Consider the following 19003-nt stretch of genomic DNA (forward strand, 5'->3'; position numbering starts at 1 on the left):
TATCACTAATACACATCTTCCTGTAGTGACTGATTTGAAGGTTAGTAAGCGTTGGGAGGATGCTGATAATAAGGCAGGAAAACGTCCAAATAACATCAAGATCCAACTCTATGCTAGTAGCAAGAAAGTCGGAAAAGAAGTTACTTTGAGCGAAGATAATAAGTGGACCTATACTTTTACTGATCTTCCTAAATATTCAGCAGGAAAAGTTATTAGTTATACGATAGCTGAAGTCAAGGTTCCTGAGGGATATGTTTCTAAAACAATCCAAGAAAATGAAACGAACCTTGTTTTGATTAACACCTATCAACCTCCGGTTCCACCAACTATTCCAACAACTCCAAATAAAACAACTAATCCACCAAAATCATCAACTCCAAAGTCACCAGATAAACCAAAGGATCGTGTTTTACCAAAAACTGGTGAAGAAGCTACTACAGCATTGCTAGTTTTAGGTCTAGGAATTGGTCTTGTAGGACTCGCTTTAGTAAAATGTAGAAAATAGTTCGAGAAAAAAATAGGACTTGATACCTACAACTAAGAGAGAACTTTCGAGTTCTCTTTTTTAATGACTTCTAGTACAGGTTTTAAGTAGTACTTACTATATTCATATTTTTTACAAAAAATAAACCGTTTTCACTTGACAAAAATTGGTCTATACCATATAATAAAATAAAGAAAACGGAGGTTATAAAAATGAAAGTTATTAAAGTGGAAAATCCAGTTGAAGGTGGAAAAGTTGCTTTTGACATCTTAAAAGAAAAGTTGGAAAATGGTGCGCAAACCTTGGGGCTTGCAACAGGAAGTAGCCCTCTTGAGTTTTACCAAGAAATCGTTAAAAGCGATCTTGATTTTTCAAATCTTACAAGTGTGAACTTAGATGAGTATGTCGGTCTTGATGGGGACAATCCTCAATCATACCGTTACTTCATGCAAGAAAATCTTTTTAATCAAAAACCATTCAAAGAAAGCTTCTTGCCACGTGGCAATAAAGACCATGCTGAAGAAGAAGTGGAACGCTACAATCAAATTTTGGCTGACCATCCAGTTGACCTACAAATCTTAGGAATCGGTCGCAATGGACACATTGGATTTAACGAGCCAGGAACTCCATTTGATAGCCAAACACATCTTGTAGAGCTTGACCAGTCTACTATCGAAGCTAACGCACGTTTCTTTGATAAGATTGAAGATGTTCCAACACAAGCCATTTCAATGGGTATTAAGAACATTTTGGATGCTAAGTCTATCCTTCTCTTTGCTTATGGTGAATCAAAAGCAGAAGCTATCGCTGGAACTGTTGAAGGTCCTGTGACAGAAAGCCTTCCAGCAAGTAGCCTGCAAAACCATCCAGATGTGACCATTATCGCAGATGCAGCAGCACTCAGCTTGTTAAAGAAATAAGATTTTTATCATTAAAGATCATTCGATCCTGTGGATTGGGTGGTTTTTTGGTCTGGATATATTTCAAATATGATGAGGGATGAAAATCAAAATTTTTTGTATTTTTTACATGAAGAAGACAAATTTGACTGTTCATCACTTTCTGCTTTTTGTCAGTATTTAGCAAAGATAGAAGCTATCAGTTTAGGTCAACTAAAGGATTTACATTTTATTCAAGAGCAGATACTAAACACCTTGTCTGGCATTTTGAGAGTCAGGATCTGTATATCATTTCTGATCTACCGTCAGATTATTGGGAGTACCTAGATCACATGGGGTTAGAAATTAAAAAATTAAGTGTTTGTTTAGAACAAACTTTAGAGGTGGAGAACTAGGCTAGACATAATGGTAAAATCTTGTAAATTTTAAATTGAATGATTTGGGAGAATTTCATTTTTTTCTTGACAATTTTCTTTATTCCGTGTAAAATATAATAGATCTTGAACTTGAAGGGAGTGAAAAAAATGTCTAAAACAGTAGTACGTAAGAATGAATCTCTTGACGATGCACTTCGTCGTTTCAAACGTGCGGTTACTAAAGCTGGTACTCTTCAAGAAACACGCAAACGTGAATTCTATGAAAAACCTTCTGTAAAACGTAAACGTAAATCAGAAGCAGCTCGTAAACGTAAAAAATTCTAATTAATTAGAAAGGCTAGAGCGATCTAGTCTTTTTTCTTTTTAAATTAATCCTATAAATCCTGCAAAATTCCAAAACATCCTCCTACAATTTGATATAATAGTAGAGAAGAACTCGATTTAAGGAGGAAATAATGTCGGTTTTAGTAAAAGAAGTGATTGAAAAGCTTAGATTGGACATTGTCTATGGTGAAGCAGAATTACTTGAAAAAGAAATCAATACTGCGGATATTACGCGACCTGGACTTGAAATGACGGGGTATTTTGATTACTATACTCCAGAGCGGATTCAACTTTTGGGGATGAAGGAGTGGTCTTACCTAGTCTCTATGCCTTCTCAAAATCGTTACGATGTCTTGAAAAAAATGTTTCAACCGGAGACACCTGCGGTCATCGTTGCCCGTGGTTTGGTGGTTCCAGAGGAAATGTTGAAGGCTGCTAGAGAATGTAAAATTGCGATTTTAACTAGTCGTACAGCAACCAGTCGTTTGTCTGGAGAACTATCTAGCTATCTTGATTCTCGTTTAGCGGAACGTACAAGTGTACATGGAGTCCTAATGGATATCTATGGTATGGGTGTTTTGATTCAAGGTGACAGTGGAATCGGTAAGAGTGAGACAGGTTTAGAACTAGTTAAACGTGGTCACCGCTTGGTAGCAGACGATCGGGTAGATATCTATTCTAAGGATGAAATGACTCTCTGGGGTGAACCTGCTGAAATCTTGAAACATCTGATCGAAATTCGTGGAGTAGGGATCATCGATGTCATGAGTCTATACGGTGCCAGTGCAGTTAAGGATTCTTCACAAGTTCAGCTAGCTGTTTATTTGGAAAATTACGATACACATAAGACCTTTGATCGCTTAGGAAATAATGCTGAAGAACTAGAAGTTTCTGGAGTTACCATTCCACGTATCCGCATCCCAGTTAAAACAGGGCGCAATATTTCTGTTGTTATCGAGGCGGCAGCTATGAATTATCGTGCCAAAGACATGGGCTTTGATGCGACGCGTCTGTTTGAAGAACGTTTAACAAATCTGATTTCAAAGAACGAGGTGAAAGATGATTGATCCTGTTGCTTTTCAGATAGGTCCCTTTGCTGTTCGCTGGTATGCGCTTTGTATTGTTTCAGGTCTGATCTTAGCAGTTTTTCTAGCTATGCGTGAAGCACCTCATAAAAAGATTTTATCTGATGATATTTTAGACTTTATCTTGATTGCCTTCCCTTTATCAATACTTGGAGCGAGACTCTACTATGTCATTTTTAAATTGGATTATTACAGTCAGAATCTAGGAGAAATCTTTGCTATCTGGAATGGCGGTCTAGCGATCTACGGTGGCCTGATTACTGGGGCGATTGTTCTATACATCTTTGCAGACCGCAAGTTAATCAATACTTGGGACTTCTTAGATATTGCTGCACCGAGTGTTCTGATTGCTCAGAGCCTTGGACGCTGGGGAAATTTCTTTAACCAGGAAGCTTATGGTGCAGCTGTTGAAAATCTGGACTTTCTTCCATCCTTTATTAAGAATCAGATGTATATCGATGGTTCTTATCGACAGCCAACCTTTCTATATGAGTCCATTTGGAATGTCATCGGATTTGCTTTGATTCTTATTTTTAGAAGACGCCTAAAAGGTATTCGCCGTGGGCACATCACAGCTTTTTATCTTATGTGGTATGGATTTGGACGTTTGATTATTGAAGGTATGCGTACTGATAGCCTCATGTTCCTTGGCCTTCGTGTTTCTCAGTTGTTATCAGCTGTCTTAATCGGACTTGGAATCTTTATTGTTTTCTATCAAAATCGGAAAAAAGCACCATTTTATATTATAAAAAAGGAGAATTAATATGTTAGAAGCTGCTTATATTTTTGTAGCCATTGCCTTGGTTGTATTTTTAGTCTATTTGATTATTACTTTACAGAAAGTTGGTCGAGTTATTGATGAATCAGAAAAAACTGTAAAAACCTTAACATCTGATCTTGATGTGACTCTCCATTATACCAATGAGCTATTAACTAAGGTCAATGTTCTAGTTGATGATATCAACGTTAAAGTGGCAACGATTGATCCCCTCTTTACAGCAGTGGCTGATTTGTCTGTTTCTGTCTCAGACCTTAATGATCAAGCGCGTGTTTTGAGCAAAAAGGCATCATCTGCTGGATCAAAAACCTTGAAGACAGGCGCAGGCTTATCAGCTATACGTGTTGCAAGTAAATTTTTCAAAAAATAAAAAAGGAGTAAGCTAATGGGTAAACTATCATCTATCTTTCTTGGAACTGTTTCAGGTGTTGCTGCAGCCTTGTTTCTAACTAGTGATAAAGGTAAGCAAGTGAGAAGTCAAGCACAAGGATTTTTAGAAGATTTAAGAGAAGATCCTGAGTATGCCAAGGAACAAGTCTGTGAAAAACTGACAGAAGTCAAAGAACAAACCAAAGAATTTGTTCTTAAAACCAAGGAACAAGTGGAATCAGGCGAAATCACCCTTGATACCGTCCTTGAAAAAGCAAAATGTTGCGCACAGCAGGCAACAGAAGCTTCTAAAGAAACCTTGAACAGTCTCAAAGAACAACTGGAAGACAAAGTGGTTGTGGAAGAACAAGAAGAAGGTCAAGAAATCGTCATCGAGATTCAAGAAGATTAAAATAGAGTCACCATTTCATGATTCCCTAGGAGTCAGACATGGTGATTTTTTTATTGAATGAAGTCTTTATGGTATAATGAATACTATGCAGAAGAAACCGACATCAGCCTATGTGCATATTCCGTTTTGCACACAGATTTGTTATTATTGTGACTTTTCAAAAGTCTTTATTAAAAACCAGCCAGTGGATAGTTATCTAGAACATCTCTTAGAAGAGTATCGCTCCTATGATATTCAGCAGTTGCGAACCCTTTATATAGGAGGGGGGACTCCCACAGCCTTATCTGCCCAGCAACTGGAGTTTTTGTTAGATGGGTTGACGAAAAATCTGGACTTATCAGCCTTAGAGGAGTTAACCATTGAAGCCAACCCTGGGGATTTGGATTCCGATAAGATTGCAGTCCTAAAAAATTCAGCAGTTAATCGTGTTTCCTTAGGCGTGCAAACCTTTGATGATAAAATGCTGAAAAAGATTGGGCGTAGTCATTTGGAGAAGGATATCTATGAAAATATAGACCGTCTCAAGTTAGCAGGATTTGAAAATATCTCTATTGACTTGATTTATGCTCTTCCCGGGCAAACTATGGAGCAGGTTAAGGATAATGTTGCCAAGGCTATCGCTCTGGATATTCCTCACATGAGTCTCTATAGCTTGATTTTGGAAAATCACACGGTCTTTATGAACCGTATGCGTCGTGGTAAATTACCACTTCCCAAGGAAGAATTAGAAGCAGAGATGTTTGAATATATCATTGCTGAATTGGAGAATGCTGGTTTTGAACATTACGAGATTTCTAATTTTTCAAAGCCAGGGTTTGAAAGTCGTCATAACCTTATGTACTGGGACAATGCTGAGTATTATGGTATAGGTGCAGGTGCGTCTGGCTATGTCAGTGGTGTTCGCTACAAAAACCACGGTCCCATCCGTCACTACATGAAAGCAGTAGAAGCTAGTAATGCGAGGATCAATGAGGAATATTTGAGTCAGAGAGAACAAATGGAAGAAGAAATGTTTCTGGGCCTCCGTAAGAAATCTGGGGTTTCAATTAGACGATTTGAAGAAAAATTTGCTACTTCATTTGAAAAGTTGTATGGGCAAGTTGTGAAAGATTTGTGTCATCAAGGTCTTTTACAAGTAGAAGGTCAACAAATACGCATGACAAAGAAAGGTCTCTTTTTAGGAGATACAGTAGCTGAAAGATTTATTTTGGAGTGATACTATGGGTTTAACTTATCAAATGAAGATGAAAATTCCTTTTGATATGTCAGATATGAATGGGCATATCAAACTACCAAGCCTCATCTTACTTTCTCTGCAGGTTTCAGGTAGCCAGTCAGCTCAACTGGGCGTAAGCGATAAGGAAATACTTGAAAAATATAATCTAGTTTGGATTATTACAGAGTACGATATTGATGTGATTAGGCTTCCACGTTTTGCAGAGGAAATTACCATCAAGACAGAGGCTTTAAGTTACAATCGTCTCTTTTGTTACCGCCGTTTCACCATCTACGATGAGTCAGGTCAAGCTATTATCCAAATGCTGGCGACCTTTGCTCTGATGGACCGGGATAGTCGCAAGGTCCATAGCGTGGATCCTGAGATGGTTGCCCCTTACCAATCGGAATTTTCAAAGAAAATCATTCGAGGTCCCAAATACACTGATTTGGACAATCCTACTAGTAAGGACTATCATGTTCGCTTTTATGATTTGGATATGAATGGGCATGTCAATAATTGCAAGTACCTAGATTGGATTTTTGAAGTCATGGGAGCAGACTTTCTCATGAATCATATCCCACAGAAAATCAATCTCAAATACGTGAAGGAAGTTCGTCCTGGTGGTATGATTACCTCTAGCTATGAGTTGGACGGATCGCAGAGCCGCCATCAAGTTACTAGCCAAGGAGTCGTCAATGCCCAGGCTCTTATTCAATGGACTACAAAGGAGTGAAAATGACTTATAAAGGATATTTAATAGATTTAGACGGAACAATTTATAAGGGGAAAGATCGGATCCCTGAAGGAGAAGCTTTTGTCCATGACTTGCAAAAGCGAAATATTCCCTACCTTTTTGTCACAAACAATACGACACGAACACCTGAGAGTGTCCAAGAGATGTTGGCTAATCACTTCAATATTGATACACCAGTGTCAACTATCTACACTGCGACTTTAGCGACCATAGACTATATGAATGACCTAGGACTAGAAAAAACTGTCTATGTCATTGGTGAGGCAGGTCTAAAGGAAGCCATTCAAGCAGCAGGCTATGTTGAGGACAAGGACAATCCTGCATATGTGGTTGTTGGTTTAGACTGGCAAGTAGACTATGAAAAGTTTGCTACGGCAACCCTAGCTATCCATAAAGGTGCTCACTTTATCGGTACCAACCCTGATTTGAACATCCCGACGGAACGAGGTCTTTTGCCTGGTGCTGGTTCTCTGATTACTCTTCTTGAAGCAGCAACTCGTGTAAAACCAGTTTATATTGGAAAACCTAATGCGATTATTATGGACAAGGCTGTTGAGCACCTAGGACTTGAACGCCAAGAAATTGTCATGGTAGGGGACAACTATCTAACAGATATTCGTGCAGGAATCGATAATGGAATTCCCAGTCTATTAGTAACAACTGGTTTTACTAAACCAGAAGAAGTAGCAGATTTACCTATTGCACCGACTCATGTTGTTTCTAGCCTGGCGGAGTGGAATTTCGATGAAAACTAAATTTACTTTTGTAGGAAGTCTTTTCTTTCTCCTCTCGCTTGCTATTTTATTAACCATCTACCTGGCTTGGTTGATTTACCCTCTGGAGATTTCTTGGTTAAACTTGACAAATCGTGTTCATCTGCAACCTCAGACCATCCAGCATAATTTTAATGTTTTGATGGATTATTTGACCAATCCTTTTAGTCAACAATTAGAAATGCCAGACCTACCTTCTTCGGTATCTGGTTTACACCATTTTGCGGTTGTGAAGGGATTATTTCATCTGACTCAAGCTGTAGCCTTGTTGACAGCTCCACTTTTTTATCTTTTCTGGAAGAATGTGGTAAAACCAGATTACCTCTCTCTTTATCGAAAAGCTTTTATCCTTATGGTTGGTCTACCACTTGGTTTAGGTTTATTTGGTGTCGTAGTTGGCTTTGAGCAGTTTTTTACCTTGTTCCACCAGATACTTTTCGTGGGCGATGATACTTGGCTTTTTGATCCCGCGTTTGATCCAGTTATTTTAATCCTACCAGAGGAATTTTTCCTCCATTGTTTTCTCTTATTTTTCTGTATCTATGAGCTTCTTTTTGGTTTCTTTTATTTCAAAAGCAGAAGTAAGAAATGGAATAAAGTCAGCTAGATTCTAACGAATGTTCAAAAAACTCTTATCGTTTGGGAAATCTTTTTTGCCATATTGGAGCAAATGATATGCCTTTAATCAGAAATAGCCTATTTTTGTCGAAAAAAATAGGTTTTTTTACGGAAATAACTAGTCAAGCGCTTTATTTTTTTGTATAATAGAAATAGAAAAGTATGTAAAGATGAGGAAAGCATGATTACACTATTTTTATCGCCGAGTTGTACATCATGTCGTAAGGCAAAGGCCTGGCTCGAGAATCATAAAGTGCCTTTTCAAGAGCATAATATTATGACCAGCCCTTTAACGAGAAAAGAACTGCAACACATTCTTTCCTTGACCGAAAATGGTACTGATGACATCATCTCGACTCGTTCAAAAATTTTCCAAAAATTGAATATTGATGTAGAGAGTATCTCAGTATCGGAGTTGCTTTATTTAATTGAGCAGTATCCAAGTCTTTTGCGTCGCCCAATCATCATTGATGATAAACGTATGCAAATTGGCTTTAATGAAGATGAGATTCGTGCTTTTCTCCCTCGTAGTTACCGTAAGCAAGAATTGAAAGAAGCTACATTGAGAGCTGGTATAAATTAGATGAATAAACAGTATAGTTACCCACTAGATTTGTCGTGGAGCACTGAAGAACTTGCTTCAGTGCTTTCTTTTTTTAATGATGTTGAAACAGCCTATGAAGGCAAAGTAGAGGCTAAACGACTTTTAGAGTCCTACAAAAAATTTAAAGTTGTCGTTCCTAGCAAGAGTGAAGAAAAACGCTTGGGTCGTGAATTTGAAATTGCAAGTGGCTATTCTTTTTATCGTGCTGTTCAACTAGCCAAAGAGCAAGAGGAAGGGAAGATTTCGCTTGGAAAATAAATTTGCGTTTGCCAAAGAGATTGTCAAGGAAGCAGCGAGTTATATCCGAAAACATATGAAGGATGATCTTCATGTTGAGAGAAAAACCTCGCCGACGGACTTGGTGACACGTTTGGATAAGGAAGTACAAGATTTTTTGGTTGATAAGATTCTCTCACGCTACCCCCATGACCAGTTTTGTGCAGAAGAAGGAAATTTAAGAGCTTCTGTCAATCAAGGTTCTGTCTGGATTATTGATCCCATTGATGGCACCAATAATTTTGTGGCACAAGGCGAAGACTTCGCCATCATGGTAGCTTATTTCGAAAATGGTATCGGTCAGTTTGGGATTATTTATGATGTTATGAGGGATGCTTGTTATCATGGAGGTGGGGCTTTTCAGGCTTATCTTAATGATGAACCCTTACCTGACTTTAAGAATAAGCCCCTGTGTGACTTTCTAATTGCAGGGAATGCAGGTATGCTAGAGTCAAATACTTGGGGAGTTGCTGATTTATCCAAGGCTTCACTAGGTGTCCGAGTATATGGCAGTGCTGCTATCAGCTTTTCAAGAATCCTCTCGGGTCAACTATTGGCCTATATCACCTATCTCCAACCATGGGACTATGCGGCAGCTAGTATCTTAGGTGAGGGCTTAGGCTATCAGATTGTAACTCTATCTGGAGAGCCAGTAGACTTTGAGTCACGCCAACCTATCATGATGGCACCAAGAGAAAAGTTGGCAGAGATTCAATCCTATATCTATGAAAGGAAACTATCTTAGATGAATTTTCCAGAAGGATTTGTAAAAAAATATGAAACAATATTAGGAGATGAGGCAAGATCTTTTCTTGCCTCTTTTGATGAGGAAGCCATTTCTGCTTTTCGTATCAATCCCCTAAAGGAAAGCCAAGGTTCTTTTTCGAATGCAATTCCAAATACACCTTGGGGTTACTATGGAAAGGTTTCAGGGAAATCACCTGAGCATGTGACAGGCTTGGTTTATTCTCAAGAGCCAGCTGCTCAAATGGTGGCTCAGGTAGCCCAGCCTAGTCCTGGGATGAAGGTCTTGGACCTAGCAGCAGCACCGGGCGGTAAATCAACTCAACTGGCTGCTTATCTAGCAGGTGAGGGTATTTTAGTTTCTAACGAAATTTCAAACAAACGAGCAAAAATCTTAGTTGAAAATATGGAACGCTTTGGTGCAACTAATGTTGTTGTAACCAATGAATCTGCAGACCGTTTAGCCAAGGCCTTTAAAGGCTATTTTGACCTGATCGTTTTAGATGCACCTTGCTCAGGAGAAGGGATGTTTCGTAAACAACCTGACGCTATGGATTATTGGAGTGTAGAATATCCAAGCCAATGTGCTGACTTGCAGCGTGAAATTCTAGAGGATGCGGTTACCATGTTGGCTGATGGTGGCCGTTTGGTCTATTCTACCTGTACCTGGGCTCCAGAAGAAAATGAAGAAATCGTCCAATGGTTACTGGATAGCTATAATTTTGAATTGATTCCAATCCAACACATCAATGGAATGGTACCTGGAATTGATTTACCAGAAACAGCTAGAATGTACCCTCATCACTTTAAGGGAGAAGGTCAGTTCGTGGCCCATCTTCAGTTTAAAGGTCAAAACAAGGCTGGGAAGTTCAAACCTTCTAAATCCAACCTATCTCGCGAACAGATTTCCTTATGGCAGGATTTTGAGAAAAAACATCTTAATGAAAAACTGACCGGTGTCCTACAAGTTTTTGGAGACCAGCTTTATCTCTTGCCAGAAGTCCTACCCGATATAGGAAAACTCAAGATAGCTCGTAATGGTCTTCATCTTGGAACTTTTAAGAAAAAACGTTTTGAACCCAGTTTTGCTCTTGGTATATCAATGAAGCCCAGTCAAGTCAAACAAAGTCTTGAAATTAGTCAAGAAGATTTTGTAAAATATGTTGCTGGAGAAACGGTCCAATTAGCTGAAACTCTTCCAAATGGTTGGTACCAAGTTTTGGTTGGTGGAAATGGTCTAGGTTTTGCAAAAGTAACCGGAAATACCTTGAAGAATTATTTCCCTAAGGGCTTACGCTTTAAAGTAAAAAACTAGTCAAAGCTAGTATTCTATGTTATAGTGGAACTAAGAACTTTTTGCAAAATAGATGAAAAATAAGGCAAAAATTTCCAAGCTATACACCATTATTTTCAAGGAGACAAATAGTGAATACATTCAAAAAGCTCACAAAATCTCTTGCGACTCTTTTGCTTGTTGGTTCACTAGCAGGATGTGCTAGTTGGATTGATCGTGGGGAGTCAATGACTGCTGTTGGATCAACTGCCCTTCAACCTTTAGTCGAGGCGGCAGCAGATGAATTTGCGTACGCACACGTTGGTAAAACAGTCAATGTTCAAGGTGGTGGATCTGGTACAGGTCTGTCTCAAGTCCAGTCTGGAGCGGTAGACGTCGGTAACTCGGATGTATTTGCCGAGGAAAAAGACGGAATCGATGCATCTGCCTTAGTTGACCACAAGGTAGCTGTTGCGGGGATAGCTGTTATCATCAACAAAGAAGTAGATGTTGATAATCTTACGACAGAACAACTTCGAAAAATTTTTACAGGTGAAATTACCAACTGGAAAGAAGTTGGTGGTAAAGATTTAGCTATCTCTATTATCAACCGAGCTGCTAGCTCAGGTTCTCGTGCTACCTTTGACAGTGTGATTATGGATGGAAAATCAGCAGTACAAAGTCAGGAACAAGATTCAAACGGTATGGTGAAGTCCATTGTTTCTCAAACCCCTGGAGCTATTTCTTACCTAGCCTTCGCCTATGTTGATGACTCAGTAGCGACTATCAAACTCAATGGTTATGAGCCAATCTCTGAAAACGTTACAACTAACAATTGGCCTTTGTGGTCTTATGAACATATGTATACACTTGGTGAGCCAAATGAATTGGTTGCCGAATTCCTAAACTTTGTCCTTTCAGACGAAGCTCAGAATGGAATCGTTAAAGGAATGGGTTATATTTCAGTTAAGGAAATGAAGGTTGAAAAAGATGCTGCAGGTACTGTGACAGCGCTAGAAGGGAGCCAGTAATGAATCAAGAAGAATTATCTAAAAAATTGCTCTCTCCTTCAAAAAACTCTCGTCTTGAGAAATTAGGAAAAGGGCTAACATTTGCTTGCCTTTCTTTGATTGTCATCATTGTTGCTATGATTTTAATTTTCGTGGCTCAGAAAGGCTTATCGACCTTCTTTGTCAATGGTGTGAATATCTTTGATTTTCTTTTTGGTGCAACTTGGAATCCGTCAGGGAAACAATTTGGTGCTCTTCCGATGATTTTAGGTTCCTTTATTGTTACCATCCTGTCAGCTCTTATTGCAACACCATTTGCCATTGGTGCAGCAGTCTTTATGACAGAGGTGTCTCCAAAAGGAGCTAAGATTTTGCAACCTGCTATTGAACTCTTAGTTGGGATTCCTTCAGTAGTTTATGGATTTATAGGTTTGCAGGTCGTGGTACCATTTGTACGTACTGTCTTTGGTGGAACAGGTTTCGGTATTTTATCAGGAATTTTTGTTCTCTTTGTTATGATCTTGCCGACTGTAACCTTCATGACAACAGATAGCCTACGTGCGGTTCCTCGTCACTACCGTGAAGCTAGTTTAGCTATGGGAGCAACTCGTTGGCAAACCATCTGGCGTGTTACTTTGAAGGCTGCTCGTTCAGGTATTTTTACGGCAGTAGTCTTCGGAATGGCGCGTGCCTTTGGTGAAGCCCTGGCTATTCAGATGGTTGTTGGTAACTCAGCAGTTGTTCCAACTTCATTGACGACACCAGCAGCGACTCTGACTTCTGTTTTGACCATGGGAATCGGTAATACTGTTATGGGAACTGTTGATAATAATGTTCTTTGGTCACTAGCCTTAGTATTGCTTTTGATGAGCTTGGCCTTTAACAGTGTGATTAAATTGATTACGAAAGAAAGAGGAAAGAAAAACTATGCACGCTAAGAAATTAGATAAACTTGCAACAGCTGTCCTCTACACCATCGCAGGAATCATTGTGACCATTCTAGCTTCCTTGATTCTTTATATCTTGGTTCGAGGCTTACCTCATGTTTCTTGGTCTTTCTTGACAGGAAAATCATCCTCATATCAAGCAGGTGGTGGTATTGGAATCCAGCTTTATAATTCCTTTTTCCTTTTGGTGATTACCTTATTTATCTCAGTACCTCTATCAATGGGGGCTGGAATTTTCCTAGCAGAGTATGCTAAAAAAGGTCGTGTGACCAATTTTGTCAGAACTTGTATTGAAATCTTGTCTTCGCTACCATCTGTTGTTGTAGGTCTCTTTGGTTACCTCATCTTTGTAGTCCAGTTCGAGTACGGATTTTCCATTATTTCTGGTGCCTTGGCTTTAACAGTCTTTAATCTTCCACAGATGACTCGTAATGTTGAGGATAGTTTGAAGCACGTTCACCATACGCAACGTGAAGCTGGTTTGGCGCTGGGACTTTCTCGTTGGGAAACAGTCCTTCATGTCGTGATTCCTGAAGCCCTTCCTGGTATTGTAACGGGGATCGTGCTTGCATCAGGTCGTATCTTTGGTGAAGCTGCAGCCCTTATCTACACAGCAGGTCAATCTGCACCAGCACTTGACTGGTCTAACTGGAACGTTCTAAGTGTATCTAGTCCAATTTCAATCTTCCGTCAAGCAGAAACCTTGGCTGTCCATATCTGGAAAGTCAATAGTGAAGGAACTATTCCTGATGGAACTCTGGTTTCGGCAGGTTCTGCAGCGGTGCTCCTCATCTTTATCTTGATCTTTAACTTTGGAGCACGTAAACTTGGAAGCTATCTACATAAGAAATTAACTGCTGCCTAAAGGAGAAGCCATGTCAAAATATAATTGGGATGAAAGGCATATCATTACTTTTCCAGAGGAAAAAGTGGCCCTCTCTACGAAGGATTTACATGTTTACTACGGTAAGAATGAATCCATCAAGGGCGTGGATATGCAATTCGAAAAAAATAAAATTACTGCCTTGATTGGCCCGTCAGGTTCTGGAAAATCAACCTACCTACGCAGTCTCAATCGTATGAATGATACCATTGATATTGCTAAGGTTACTGGACAAATTCTCTATCAAGGAATTGACGTTAACCGTCCTGAGATCAATGTTTATGAAATGCGTAAACATATCGGAATGGTTTTCCAACGTCCAAATCCATTTGCTAAATCAATCTACCGAAACATCACCTTTGCACATGAACGTGCAGGAGTTAAGGATAAGAAGGTCCTTGATGAAATTGTAGAAACCTCACTTCGCCAGGCTGCCCTCTGGGATCAGGTCAAAGATGACCTTCACAAGTCAGCCTTGATGCTTTCAGGTGGTCAGCAGCAACGTCTCTGTATCGCGCGTGCTATTTCTGTAAAACCAGACATCCTCTTAATGGATGAGCCGGCATCAGCCTTGGATCCGATTGCGACAGCTCAGTTAGAGGAAACTATGCTTGAGTTGAAGAAGGACTTTACCATTATTATTGTGACCCACAGTATGCAACAGGCTGCGCGTGCAAGTGACTACACTGGATTTTTCTACTTAGGTGATTTAATTGAGTACGATAAAACGTCAAATATTTTCCAAAATGCTAAGCTACAGTCTACCAATGACTATGTAACTGGTCACTTTGGTTAGAAAGGAAACAGTATGACAGAACCGATTTTGCAGGTTTCAGACCTGTCTGTTTATTACAACAAAAAGAAGGCCTTGAATAGTGTTTCCTTATCTTTCCAACCTAAGGAAATTACTGCCCTTATCGGTCCCTCTGGATCTGGGAAATCAACACTTCTAAAGGCTATTAACCGAATGGGTGATCTTAATCCTGAAGTGACGACAACTGGTTCAGTGGTTTATAATGGGCACAATATCTATAGTCCGCGTACCGATACGGTTGAATTACGGAAGGAAATCGGAATGGTTTTCCAACAACCCAATCCATTCCCAATGTCTATCTACGAAAATGTTGTTTATGGACTAAGAATTAATGGAGAGAAAGACAAGCAAGTCTTGGATGAAGCTGTGGAGAAAGCTTTACAGCGTGCTTCAATCTGGGATGAGGTCAAGGATCGCTTGCATGATTCAGCAATTGGTCTATCAGGTGGGCAACAACAACGTGTTTGTGTAGCCCGTGTTTTGGCAACCAGTCCAAAGATTATTCTTTTGGATGAGCCGACCTCAGCCTTAGATCCTATCTCGGCTGGGAAAATCGAAGAAACCCTATATAGTCTCAAGGACAAGTACACCATGCTATTGGTTACTCGTTCCATGCAGCAAGCATCTCGAATCTCTGATAAAACAGGCTTTTTCCTCAATGGAGATTTGATTGAATTTAACGATACCAAGGAAATGTTCCTCTATCCACAACATAAGGAAACAGAAGATTACATTTCAGGTAAATTTGGATAAGGAGAAAAAGATGTTACGATCTCAATTTGAAGAAGATTTAGAGAAATTGCATAACCAATTCTACGCCATGGGACAAGAAGTTCTTTCCCAAATCAACCGTACTGTACGTGCTTTTGTCACCCATGACCGTGACTTGGCTAAAGAAGTCATCGAGCAAGACGCAGAAGTCAATGAATACGAATTGAAACTTGAAAAGAAATCATTTGAAATCATTGCCCTTCAGCAACCAGTTTCACAAGACTTACGCACTGTCTTAACAGTCCTAAAAGCTGTTTCGGACTTGGAACGGATGGGAGACCACGCCGTATCAATCGCTGAGGCAACCATTCGTATGAAGGGTGAGCAACGCATCCCCGCCGTCGAAGAAGAAATTAAGAAGATGGGGCGCGATGTCAAGAATTTTGTTGAAACGACTCTTGACCTCTACCTCAACGCTTCTGTTGAGAAGGCCTATGAAGTTGCAACCATGGATGAGAAAATCAACCATTACTTTGAAAATATTCGTGATCTGGCAACTGAAGAAATCAGAAAGAATCCAGATGCTATCGTCACAGGTCGTGATTATTTCCAAGTCATTTCATACTTAGAGCGCATCGGTGACTATGCAAAAAATATCTGTGAATGGGTAGTGTACTTTGAAACAGGTAAGATTGTAGAATTATAAAGTATTCAAATGATAAAATTATTGTGAAAGCTTACTTTTTACTAGAGTAAGCTTTCATTGTATAGATGATTTATATTCAATGAAAATCAAAGAGCAAACTAGGAAACGAGCCGCTGGTTGCTCAAAACACCGTTTTGAGGTTGTGGATAGAACTGACGAAGTCAGCTCAAAATACTATTTTGAGGTTGCAGATGGAAGCTGACGTGGTTTGAAGAGGTTTTCGAAGAGTATTACGTTGTCAGAGGTGAATAATGAACTATATACAGAGTATAAGAAAAAAAGTTGGAAAAGATAAAATTATTTTAAATTTTACTTGTGGAATTTTAAGTCAATCAGGAAAAATATTATTACAAAAACGAGCAGATAAGGGAACTTGGGGCTTGCCAGGTGGTGCTATTGAATTAGGCGAATCGGTTGTTGAAGCGTTAGTTCGAGAGTTTTATGAAGAAACTGGACTTAAAGTGGCAGTGAAAAGACTATTAAATGTTTATACAAAATATTCAGATAGTTATCCAAATGGTGATGAGGCTCAAGTTCTTACAATTTTGTATTTAGTTGCATCTGAAACTTCTATCTCTACAAATTTTTTTGCAAATGAAGAAACTTTAGAATTAGGTTTCTTTGATCGTAGGGACATACAAAATATCACAATTGTAAACCAGCAACATCAAGATATGATAAATGATTTTTTTGAAAATAAGTTCCCAATAGATAGATAAACTAAGCACTGAATTTCAATTTTTTATAATTATATTTTATGAAAATGCAAGAAAATCTTGACAAGTATTTTCAAATAAGTTATAATTATACAAAAACATGAGAGAGGTTGTTTATTTATGAATAAGAAGTGGTTTTTAGTAATCTTTAGTTTTTTGGCAAGTTTCTTTTTAGTAGCCTGTCAGTCATCTGACTCAAGCTCACAGTCAGCAGTGGAGGCCATCAAGCAAAAAGGAAAATTAGTTGTCGCAACTAGTCCTGACTATGCGCCATTTGAGTTTCAAGCACTTGTAGATGGGAAAAATCAAGTTGTCGGTGCTGATATTGATATGGCACAAGCAATCGCTGATGAACTTGGAGTAAAATTAGAAATTTCAAGTATGAGTTTTGATAATGTCCTGACCAGTCTTCAAACAGGAAAAGCAGATTTGGCCATTGCGGGAATCAGTGCAACTGAAGAAAGAAAAGAAGTCTTTAATTTCTCAATTCCTTACTATGAAAACAAGATTAGCTTCCTAATCAGAAAAACTGATATTGAAAAATACAAAGATTTAGCTTCTCTAGCAAGTGCAAATATTGCAGCTCAAAAAGGAACTGTACCTGAATCAATGGTTAAAGAGCAACTTCCAAAAGCACAGTTGACTTCATTGACCAACATGGGAGAAGCAGTTAATGAACTTCAATCAGCTAAAGTTGATGCAGTTCACATGGATGAACCTGTCGCTTTAAGCTATGCTGGTAAGAACTCTGATTTGGCTGTGGCAACAGTCAGCTTGACTATGACAGAAGGTGAAGCTAATGCTGTAGCTATCAAAAAAGGGAAAACTGACTTGAAGGAAGTGGTTGATAAGGTTATTCAAAAACTCAAGGATGAGGGAACTTATCAATCTTATCTTGAAAAAGCTGCTAAGCTAACAGAAGTAGAACAATAAGAAAACAGAGTTGGATCTTAGTCCAGCTCTGTTTTTAAGTAATCTAGTGTGGTTTCTATCTTTTCAAGAGGCACTTTGGCAAAGTGATAGGGACAAGTAGACAAGTAGGAGGTCTCGAAAAAGTCAAGACCTAGAGAACTGTGTTTGAGACTTGCAATTTTAGGATACTGTCTCAAATCAAGTAAGAGTCCATCGTGGAGTGGATAGGTTGGGAGATTGATAGGATTACTTTTTAAAAGTTTTTGAATCTGAGCTTGCTTCTTTTCTTGGAGGACTAGTCTAGCTAGTCTATTTTTTTCGAATAATTGACTATCAATGTAGAGGGATAGAGCCTTTTGCATGATAAGGTTGTTATCGTAGTCGAGAATGTTTTTATAGGTCACAAAGGCTTCTTTGATGGCATTTGGAAGTATGAGGGCAGTAATCCGAAGAGCAGGGAAAAGACTGGTAGAAAAGGATTTGATATAGATGACCAAATCATGTTGGTCTAAATAATGAAAGGTCTGCCCCATTTTTGGATCGAGATCCCCCAGATAGTCATCTTCTACGATGTAAATCTGATACTTGGCAGCCAAATCTAGAATGGCTCGTTTTTCTTGGTCCGTATAGGAATGTCCTAGAGGATAGTGAAAACGTGGAATGGTATAGAAAAACTTAATCTTACCTGTTTTAAAATGTTGTTCTAGTTCGTTTAGGTCAATGCCATCAATCCGTCGTTCAATAGTTTGATAAGGAAGCCCCTGAGCCAGCAGGAGTTGGTTCATTCGATGATAGGTAGGTTGCTCAACCAGAATTTCCTGCGTACGACTCGGAAAGTCTATCTGAGAAAGGATAAAGAGAGCCTGCTGGGTTCCAGTTGTCATGACTAACTGGTCTGGTTTGCTGTAGATAGCTTGCTCAAAAAGTAGTTTCTGAACAGACTTTCGTAATTCTTCTAAACCCTCTTGGTGTTCATAGTAGTTGTAGAGATAATTTTCTCGACCAATCAAGCTTTCGTTTACACAAAAACGAAAGTCATCATAGGCACCTAAGTGCTCATCATTGACTAAAATTTCTAGATCATCATGACTACTTTGTTGCTCTAAGACATAATAGCCACTTTGTGGTTTAGAATAGATGTATTTCTCATATCGAAGTTCTAAGAGAGCTCTTTGGACAGTGTCTTTGCTGCAGTGGAAGTCTTGGCTAATGTTCCGAATGGAGGGCAGGCGACTTCCTGTAGGAAAAGTTCCAGATTCAATCCCTTCTTTTAGATAGGCAACAACCTGTTCATACTTACTTTTTTTTTGCATAC

The 19003-nt window shown here is 39.1% G+C and carries 24 protein-coding genes; 23 read left to right on the forward strand and 1 reads right to left on the reverse strand.

Going from position 1 to position 19003, the window contains the following annotated elements:
* The 23 genes from HMPREF2987_RS03635 to HMPREF2987_RS03745 all read left to right on the forward strand — a co-directional run.
* On the forward strand, positions 1 to 505 hold a 505-nt coding region (locus HMPREF2987_RS03635), incomplete at its 5' end, for a Cna B-type domain-containing protein (RefSeq protein WP_180364495.1).
* 191 nt (positions 506 to 696) lie between these two features.
* Positions 697 to 1404, forward strand: a complete 708-nt coding sequence (locus HMPREF2987_RS03640; protein ID WP_075229381.1) for a glucosamine-6-phosphate deaminase — start codon at positions 697 to 699, stop codon at positions 1402 to 1404.
* Positions 1405 to 1907: 503 nt separating this feature from the next.
* Positions 1908 to 2084: a 30S ribosomal protein S21 gene (gene rpsU / locus HMPREF2987_RS03645; protein ID WP_000048054.1), complete on the forward strand. Its 177-nt coding sequence runs from the start codon at positions 1908 to 1910 to the stop codon at positions 2082 to 2084.
* Between the two features lie 131 nt (positions 2085 to 2215).
* Complete coding sequence (gene hprK, locus HMPREF2987_RS03650; RefSeq protein WP_075229382.1) at positions 2216 to 3151, forward strand: HPr(Ser) kinase/phosphatase; 936 nt, start codon at positions 2216 to 2218, stop codon at positions 3149 to 3151.
* On the forward strand, positions 3144 to 3932 hold the full coding sequence (lgt, locus tag HMPREF2987_RS03655; protein WP_075229383.1) for a prolipoprotein diacylglyceryl transferase: 789 nt from the start codon (positions 3144 to 3146) through the stop codon (positions 3930 to 3932). Before hprK ends, lgt begins: the two co-directional genes overlap by 8 nt.
* Before the next feature lies 1 nt (position 3933).
* Positions 3934 to 4317: a DUF948 domain-containing protein gene (locus tag HMPREF2987_RS03660; RefSeq protein ID WP_075229384.1), complete on the forward strand. Its 384-nt coding sequence runs from the start codon at positions 3934 to 3936 to the stop codon at positions 4315 to 4317.
* A gap of 15 nt (positions 4318 to 4332) precedes the next feature.
* Positions 4333 to 4728, forward strand: coding sequence for a YtxH domain-containing protein (locus HMPREF2987_RS03665; RefSeq protein WP_075229385.1), 396 nt, complete (start codon positions 4333 to 4335; stop codon positions 4726 to 4728).
* An 85-nt stretch (positions 4729 to 4813) separates the two neighbouring features.
* Positions 4814 to 5944, forward strand: coding sequence for a radical SAM family heme chaperone HemW (gene hemW, locus HMPREF2987_RS03670; protein ID WP_075229386.1), 1131 nt, complete (start codon positions 4814 to 4816; stop codon positions 5942 to 5944).
* Positions 5945 to 5948: 4 nt separating this feature from the next.
* Positions 5949 to 6680, forward strand: a complete 732-nt coding sequence (locus tag HMPREF2987_RS03675) for an acyl-[acyl-carrier-protein] thioesterase (protein ID WP_075229387.1) — start codon at positions 5949 to 5951, stop codon at positions 6678 to 6680.
* Between the two features lie 2 nt (positions 6681 to 6682).
* Positions 6683 to 7456, forward strand: a complete 774-nt coding sequence (locus tag HMPREF2987_RS03680; RefSeq protein WP_075229388.1) for a TIGR01457 family HAD-type hydrolase — start codon at positions 6683 to 6685, stop codon at positions 7454 to 7456.
* Entirely contained in the window at positions 7446 to 8081 is a 636-nt protein-coding gene (locus HMPREF2987_RS03685) for a TIGR01906 family membrane protein (protein ID WP_075229389.1), read from the forward strand. The genes HMPREF2987_RS03680 and HMPREF2987_RS03685 overlap by 11 nt, the downstream gene beginning before the upstream one ends.
* A gap of 192 nt (positions 8082 to 8273) precedes the next feature.
* The gene (locus tag HMPREF2987_RS03690) at positions 8274 to 8675 is read left to right on the forward strand and encodes a Spx/MgsR family RNA polymerase-binding regulatory protein (RefSeq protein WP_075229390.1); all 402 of its coding nucleotides are present in this window, start codon (positions 8274 to 8276) and stop codon (positions 8673 to 8675) included.
* Positions 8676 to 8954, forward strand: a complete 279-nt coding sequence (locus HMPREF2987_RS03695; RefSeq protein ID WP_075229391.1) for a UPF0223 family protein — start codon at positions 8676 to 8678, stop codon at positions 8952 to 8954.
* Entirely contained in the window at positions 8944 to 9717 is a 774-nt protein-coding gene (locus tag HMPREF2987_RS03700) for an inositol monophosphatase family protein (RefSeq protein WP_075229392.1), read from the forward strand. The genes HMPREF2987_RS03695 and HMPREF2987_RS03700 overlap by 11 nt, the downstream gene beginning before the upstream one ends.
* Positions 9718 to 11031 (forward strand): RsmF rRNA methyltransferase first C-terminal domain-containing protein, encoded by a 1314-nt coding sequence (locus HMPREF2987_RS03705; RefSeq protein WP_075229393.1) that lies wholly within the window; start codon positions 9718 to 9720, stop codon positions 11029 to 11031.
* 110 nt (positions 11032 to 11141) lie between these two features.
* Entirely contained in the window at positions 11142 to 12020 is an 879-nt protein-coding gene (locus HMPREF2987_RS03710) for a phosphate ABC transporter substrate-binding protein PstS (protein WP_075229394.1), read from the forward strand.
* Entirely contained in the window at positions 12020 to 12937 is a 918-nt protein-coding gene (gene pstC / locus HMPREF2987_RS03715) for a phosphate ABC transporter permease subunit PstC (RefSeq protein ID WP_006148223.1), read from the forward strand. The genes HMPREF2987_RS03710 and pstC overlap by 1 nt, the downstream gene beginning before the upstream one ends.
* Positions 12927 to 13811 carry a phosphate ABC transporter permease PstA gene (pstA, locus tag HMPREF2987_RS03720; protein WP_075229395.1) on the forward strand — a complete coding sequence of 295 codons (885 nt, stop codon included), beginning with the start codon at positions 12927 to 12929 and terminating at the stop codon, positions 13809 to 13811. Before pstC ends, pstA begins: the two co-directional genes overlap by 11 nt.
* 10 nt (positions 13812 to 13821) lie before the next feature.
* The gene (gene pstB, locus HMPREF2987_RS03725) at positions 13822 to 14625 is read left to right on the forward strand and encodes a phosphate ABC transporter ATP-binding protein PstB (RefSeq protein ID WP_004252558.1); all 804 of its coding nucleotides are present in this window, start codon (positions 13822 to 13824) and stop codon (positions 14623 to 14625) included.
* Positions 14626 to 14637: 12 nt separating this feature from the next.
* Positions 14638 to 15396, forward strand: coding sequence for a phosphate ABC transporter ATP-binding protein PstB (pstB, locus tag HMPREF2987_RS03730; protein ID WP_016466007.1), 759 nt, complete (start codon positions 14638 to 14640; stop codon positions 15394 to 15396).
* Between the two features lie 10 nt (positions 15397 to 15406).
* Positions 15407 to 16060, forward strand: coding sequence for a phosphate signaling complex protein PhoU (gene phoU, locus HMPREF2987_RS03735; RefSeq protein ID WP_075229396.1), 654 nt, complete (start codon positions 15407 to 15409; stop codon positions 16058 to 16060).
* A 251-nt stretch (positions 16061 to 16311) separates the two neighbouring features.
* A complete protein-coding gene (locus HMPREF2987_RS03740; protein ID WP_075229397.1) occupies positions 16312 to 16779 on the forward strand; it encodes an NUDIX hydrolase in 468 nt (155 codons plus the stop codon).
* 117 nt (positions 16780 to 16896) lie between these two features.
* Entirely contained in the window at positions 16897 to 17709 is an 813-nt protein-coding gene (locus HMPREF2987_RS03745; RefSeq protein ID WP_075229398.1) for an ABC transporter substrate-binding protein, read from the forward strand.
* 17 nt (positions 17710 to 17726) lie between these two features.
* Here HMPREF2987_RS03745 and HMPREF2987_RS03750 read toward each other — a convergent pair whose 3' ends face one another.
* The gene (locus HMPREF2987_RS03750; RefSeq protein WP_075229399.1) at positions 17727 to 19001 is read right to left on the reverse strand and encodes an aminotransferase-like domain-containing protein; all 1275 of its coding nucleotides are present in this window, start codon (positions 18999 to 19001) and stop codon (positions 17727 to 17729) included.
* Between the last annotated feature and the right edge of the window lie 2 nt (positions 19002 to 19003).

Origin of the sequence: Streptococcus sp. HMSC067H01 (assembly GCF_001814775.1) — a bacterium.
In the GTDB taxonomy this organism is placed as follows: domain Bacteria; phylum Bacillota; class Bacilli; order Lactobacillales; family Streptococcaceae; genus Streptococcus.

What these genes read in the sequence shown, in the direction of transcription:
- HMPREF2987_RS03640 (WP_075229381.1), top strand. Translation starts at nt 697, where the DNA reads ATGAAAGTTATTAAAGTGGAAAATCCAGTTGAAGGTGGAAAAGTTGCT.
- rpsU (WP_000048054.1), top strand. Translation starts at nt 1,908, where the DNA reads ATGTCTAAAACAGTAGTACGTAAGAATGAATCTCTTGACGATGCACTT.
- hprK (WP_075229382.1), top strand. Translation starts at nt 2,216, where the DNA reads ATGTCGGTTTTAGTAAAAGAAGTGATTGAAAAGCTTAGATTGGACATT.
- lgt (WP_075229383.1), top strand. Translation starts at nt 3,144, where the DNA reads ATGATTGATCCTGTTGCTTTTCAGATAGGTCCCTTTGCTGTTCGCTGG.
- HMPREF2987_RS03660 (WP_075229384.1), top strand. Translation starts at nt 3,934, where the DNA reads ATGTTAGAAGCTGCTTATATTTTTGTAGCCATTGCCTTGGTTGTATTT.
- HMPREF2987_RS03665 (WP_075229385.1), top strand. Translation starts at nt 4,333, where the DNA reads ATGGGTAAACTATCATCTATCTTTCTTGGAACTGTTTCAGGTGTTGCT.
- hemW (WP_075229386.1), top strand. Translation starts at nt 4,814, where the DNA reads ATGCAGAAGAAACCGACATCAGCCTATGTGCATATTCCGTTTTGCACA.
- HMPREF2987_RS03675 (WP_075229387.1), top strand. Translation starts at nt 5,949, where the DNA reads ATGGGTTTAACTTATCAAATGAAGATGAAAATTCCTTTTGATATGTCA.
- HMPREF2987_RS03680 (WP_075229388.1), top strand. Translation starts at nt 6,683, where the DNA reads ATGACTTATAAAGGATATTTAATAGATTTAGACGGAACAATTTATAAG.
- HMPREF2987_RS03685 (WP_075229389.1), top strand. Translation starts at nt 7,446, where the DNA reads ATGAAAACTAAATTTACTTTTGTAGGAAGTCTTTTCTTTCTCCTCTCG.
- HMPREF2987_RS03690 (WP_075229390.1), top strand. Translation starts at nt 8,274, where the DNA reads ATGATTACACTATTTTTATCGCCGAGTTGTACATCATGTCGTAAGGCA.
- HMPREF2987_RS03695 (WP_075229391.1), top strand. Translation starts at nt 8,676, where the DNA reads ATGAATAAACAGTATAGTTACCCACTAGATTTGTCGTGGAGCACTGAA.
- HMPREF2987_RS03705 (WP_075229393.1), top strand. Translation starts at nt 9,718, where the DNA reads ATGAATTTTCCAGAAGGATTTGTAAAAAAATATGAAACAATATTAGGA.
- pstC (WP_006148223.1), top strand. Translation starts at nt 12,020, where the DNA reads ATGAATCAAGAAGAATTATCTAAAAAATTGCTCTCTCCTTCAAAAAAC.
- pstA (WP_075229395.1), top strand. Translation starts at nt 12,927, where the DNA reads ATGCACGCTAAGAAATTAGATAAACTTGCAACAGCTGTCCTCTACACC.
- pstB (WP_004252558.1), top strand. Translation starts at nt 13,822, where the DNA reads ATGTCAAAATATAATTGGGATGAAAGGCATATCATTACTTTTCCAGAG.
- pstB (WP_016466007.1), top strand. Translation starts at nt 14,638, where the DNA reads ATGACAGAACCGATTTTGCAGGTTTCAGACCTGTCTGTTTATTACAAC.
- phoU (WP_075229396.1), top strand. Translation starts at nt 15,407, where the DNA reads ATGTTACGATCTCAATTTGAAGAAGATTTAGAGAAATTGCATAACCAA.
- HMPREF2987_RS03740 (WP_075229397.1), top strand. Translation starts at nt 16,312, where the DNA reads ATGAACTATATACAGAGTATAAGAAAAAAAGTTGGAAAAGATAAAATT.
- HMPREF2987_RS03745 (WP_075229398.1), top strand. Translation starts at nt 16,897, where the DNA reads ATGAATAAGAAGTGGTTTTTAGTAATCTTTAGTTTTTTGGCAAGTTTC.
- HMPREF2987_RS03750 (WP_075229399.1), bottom strand. Translation starts at nt 19,001, where the DNA reads ATGCAAAAAAAAAGTAAGTATGAACAGGTTGTTGCCTATCTAAAAGAA.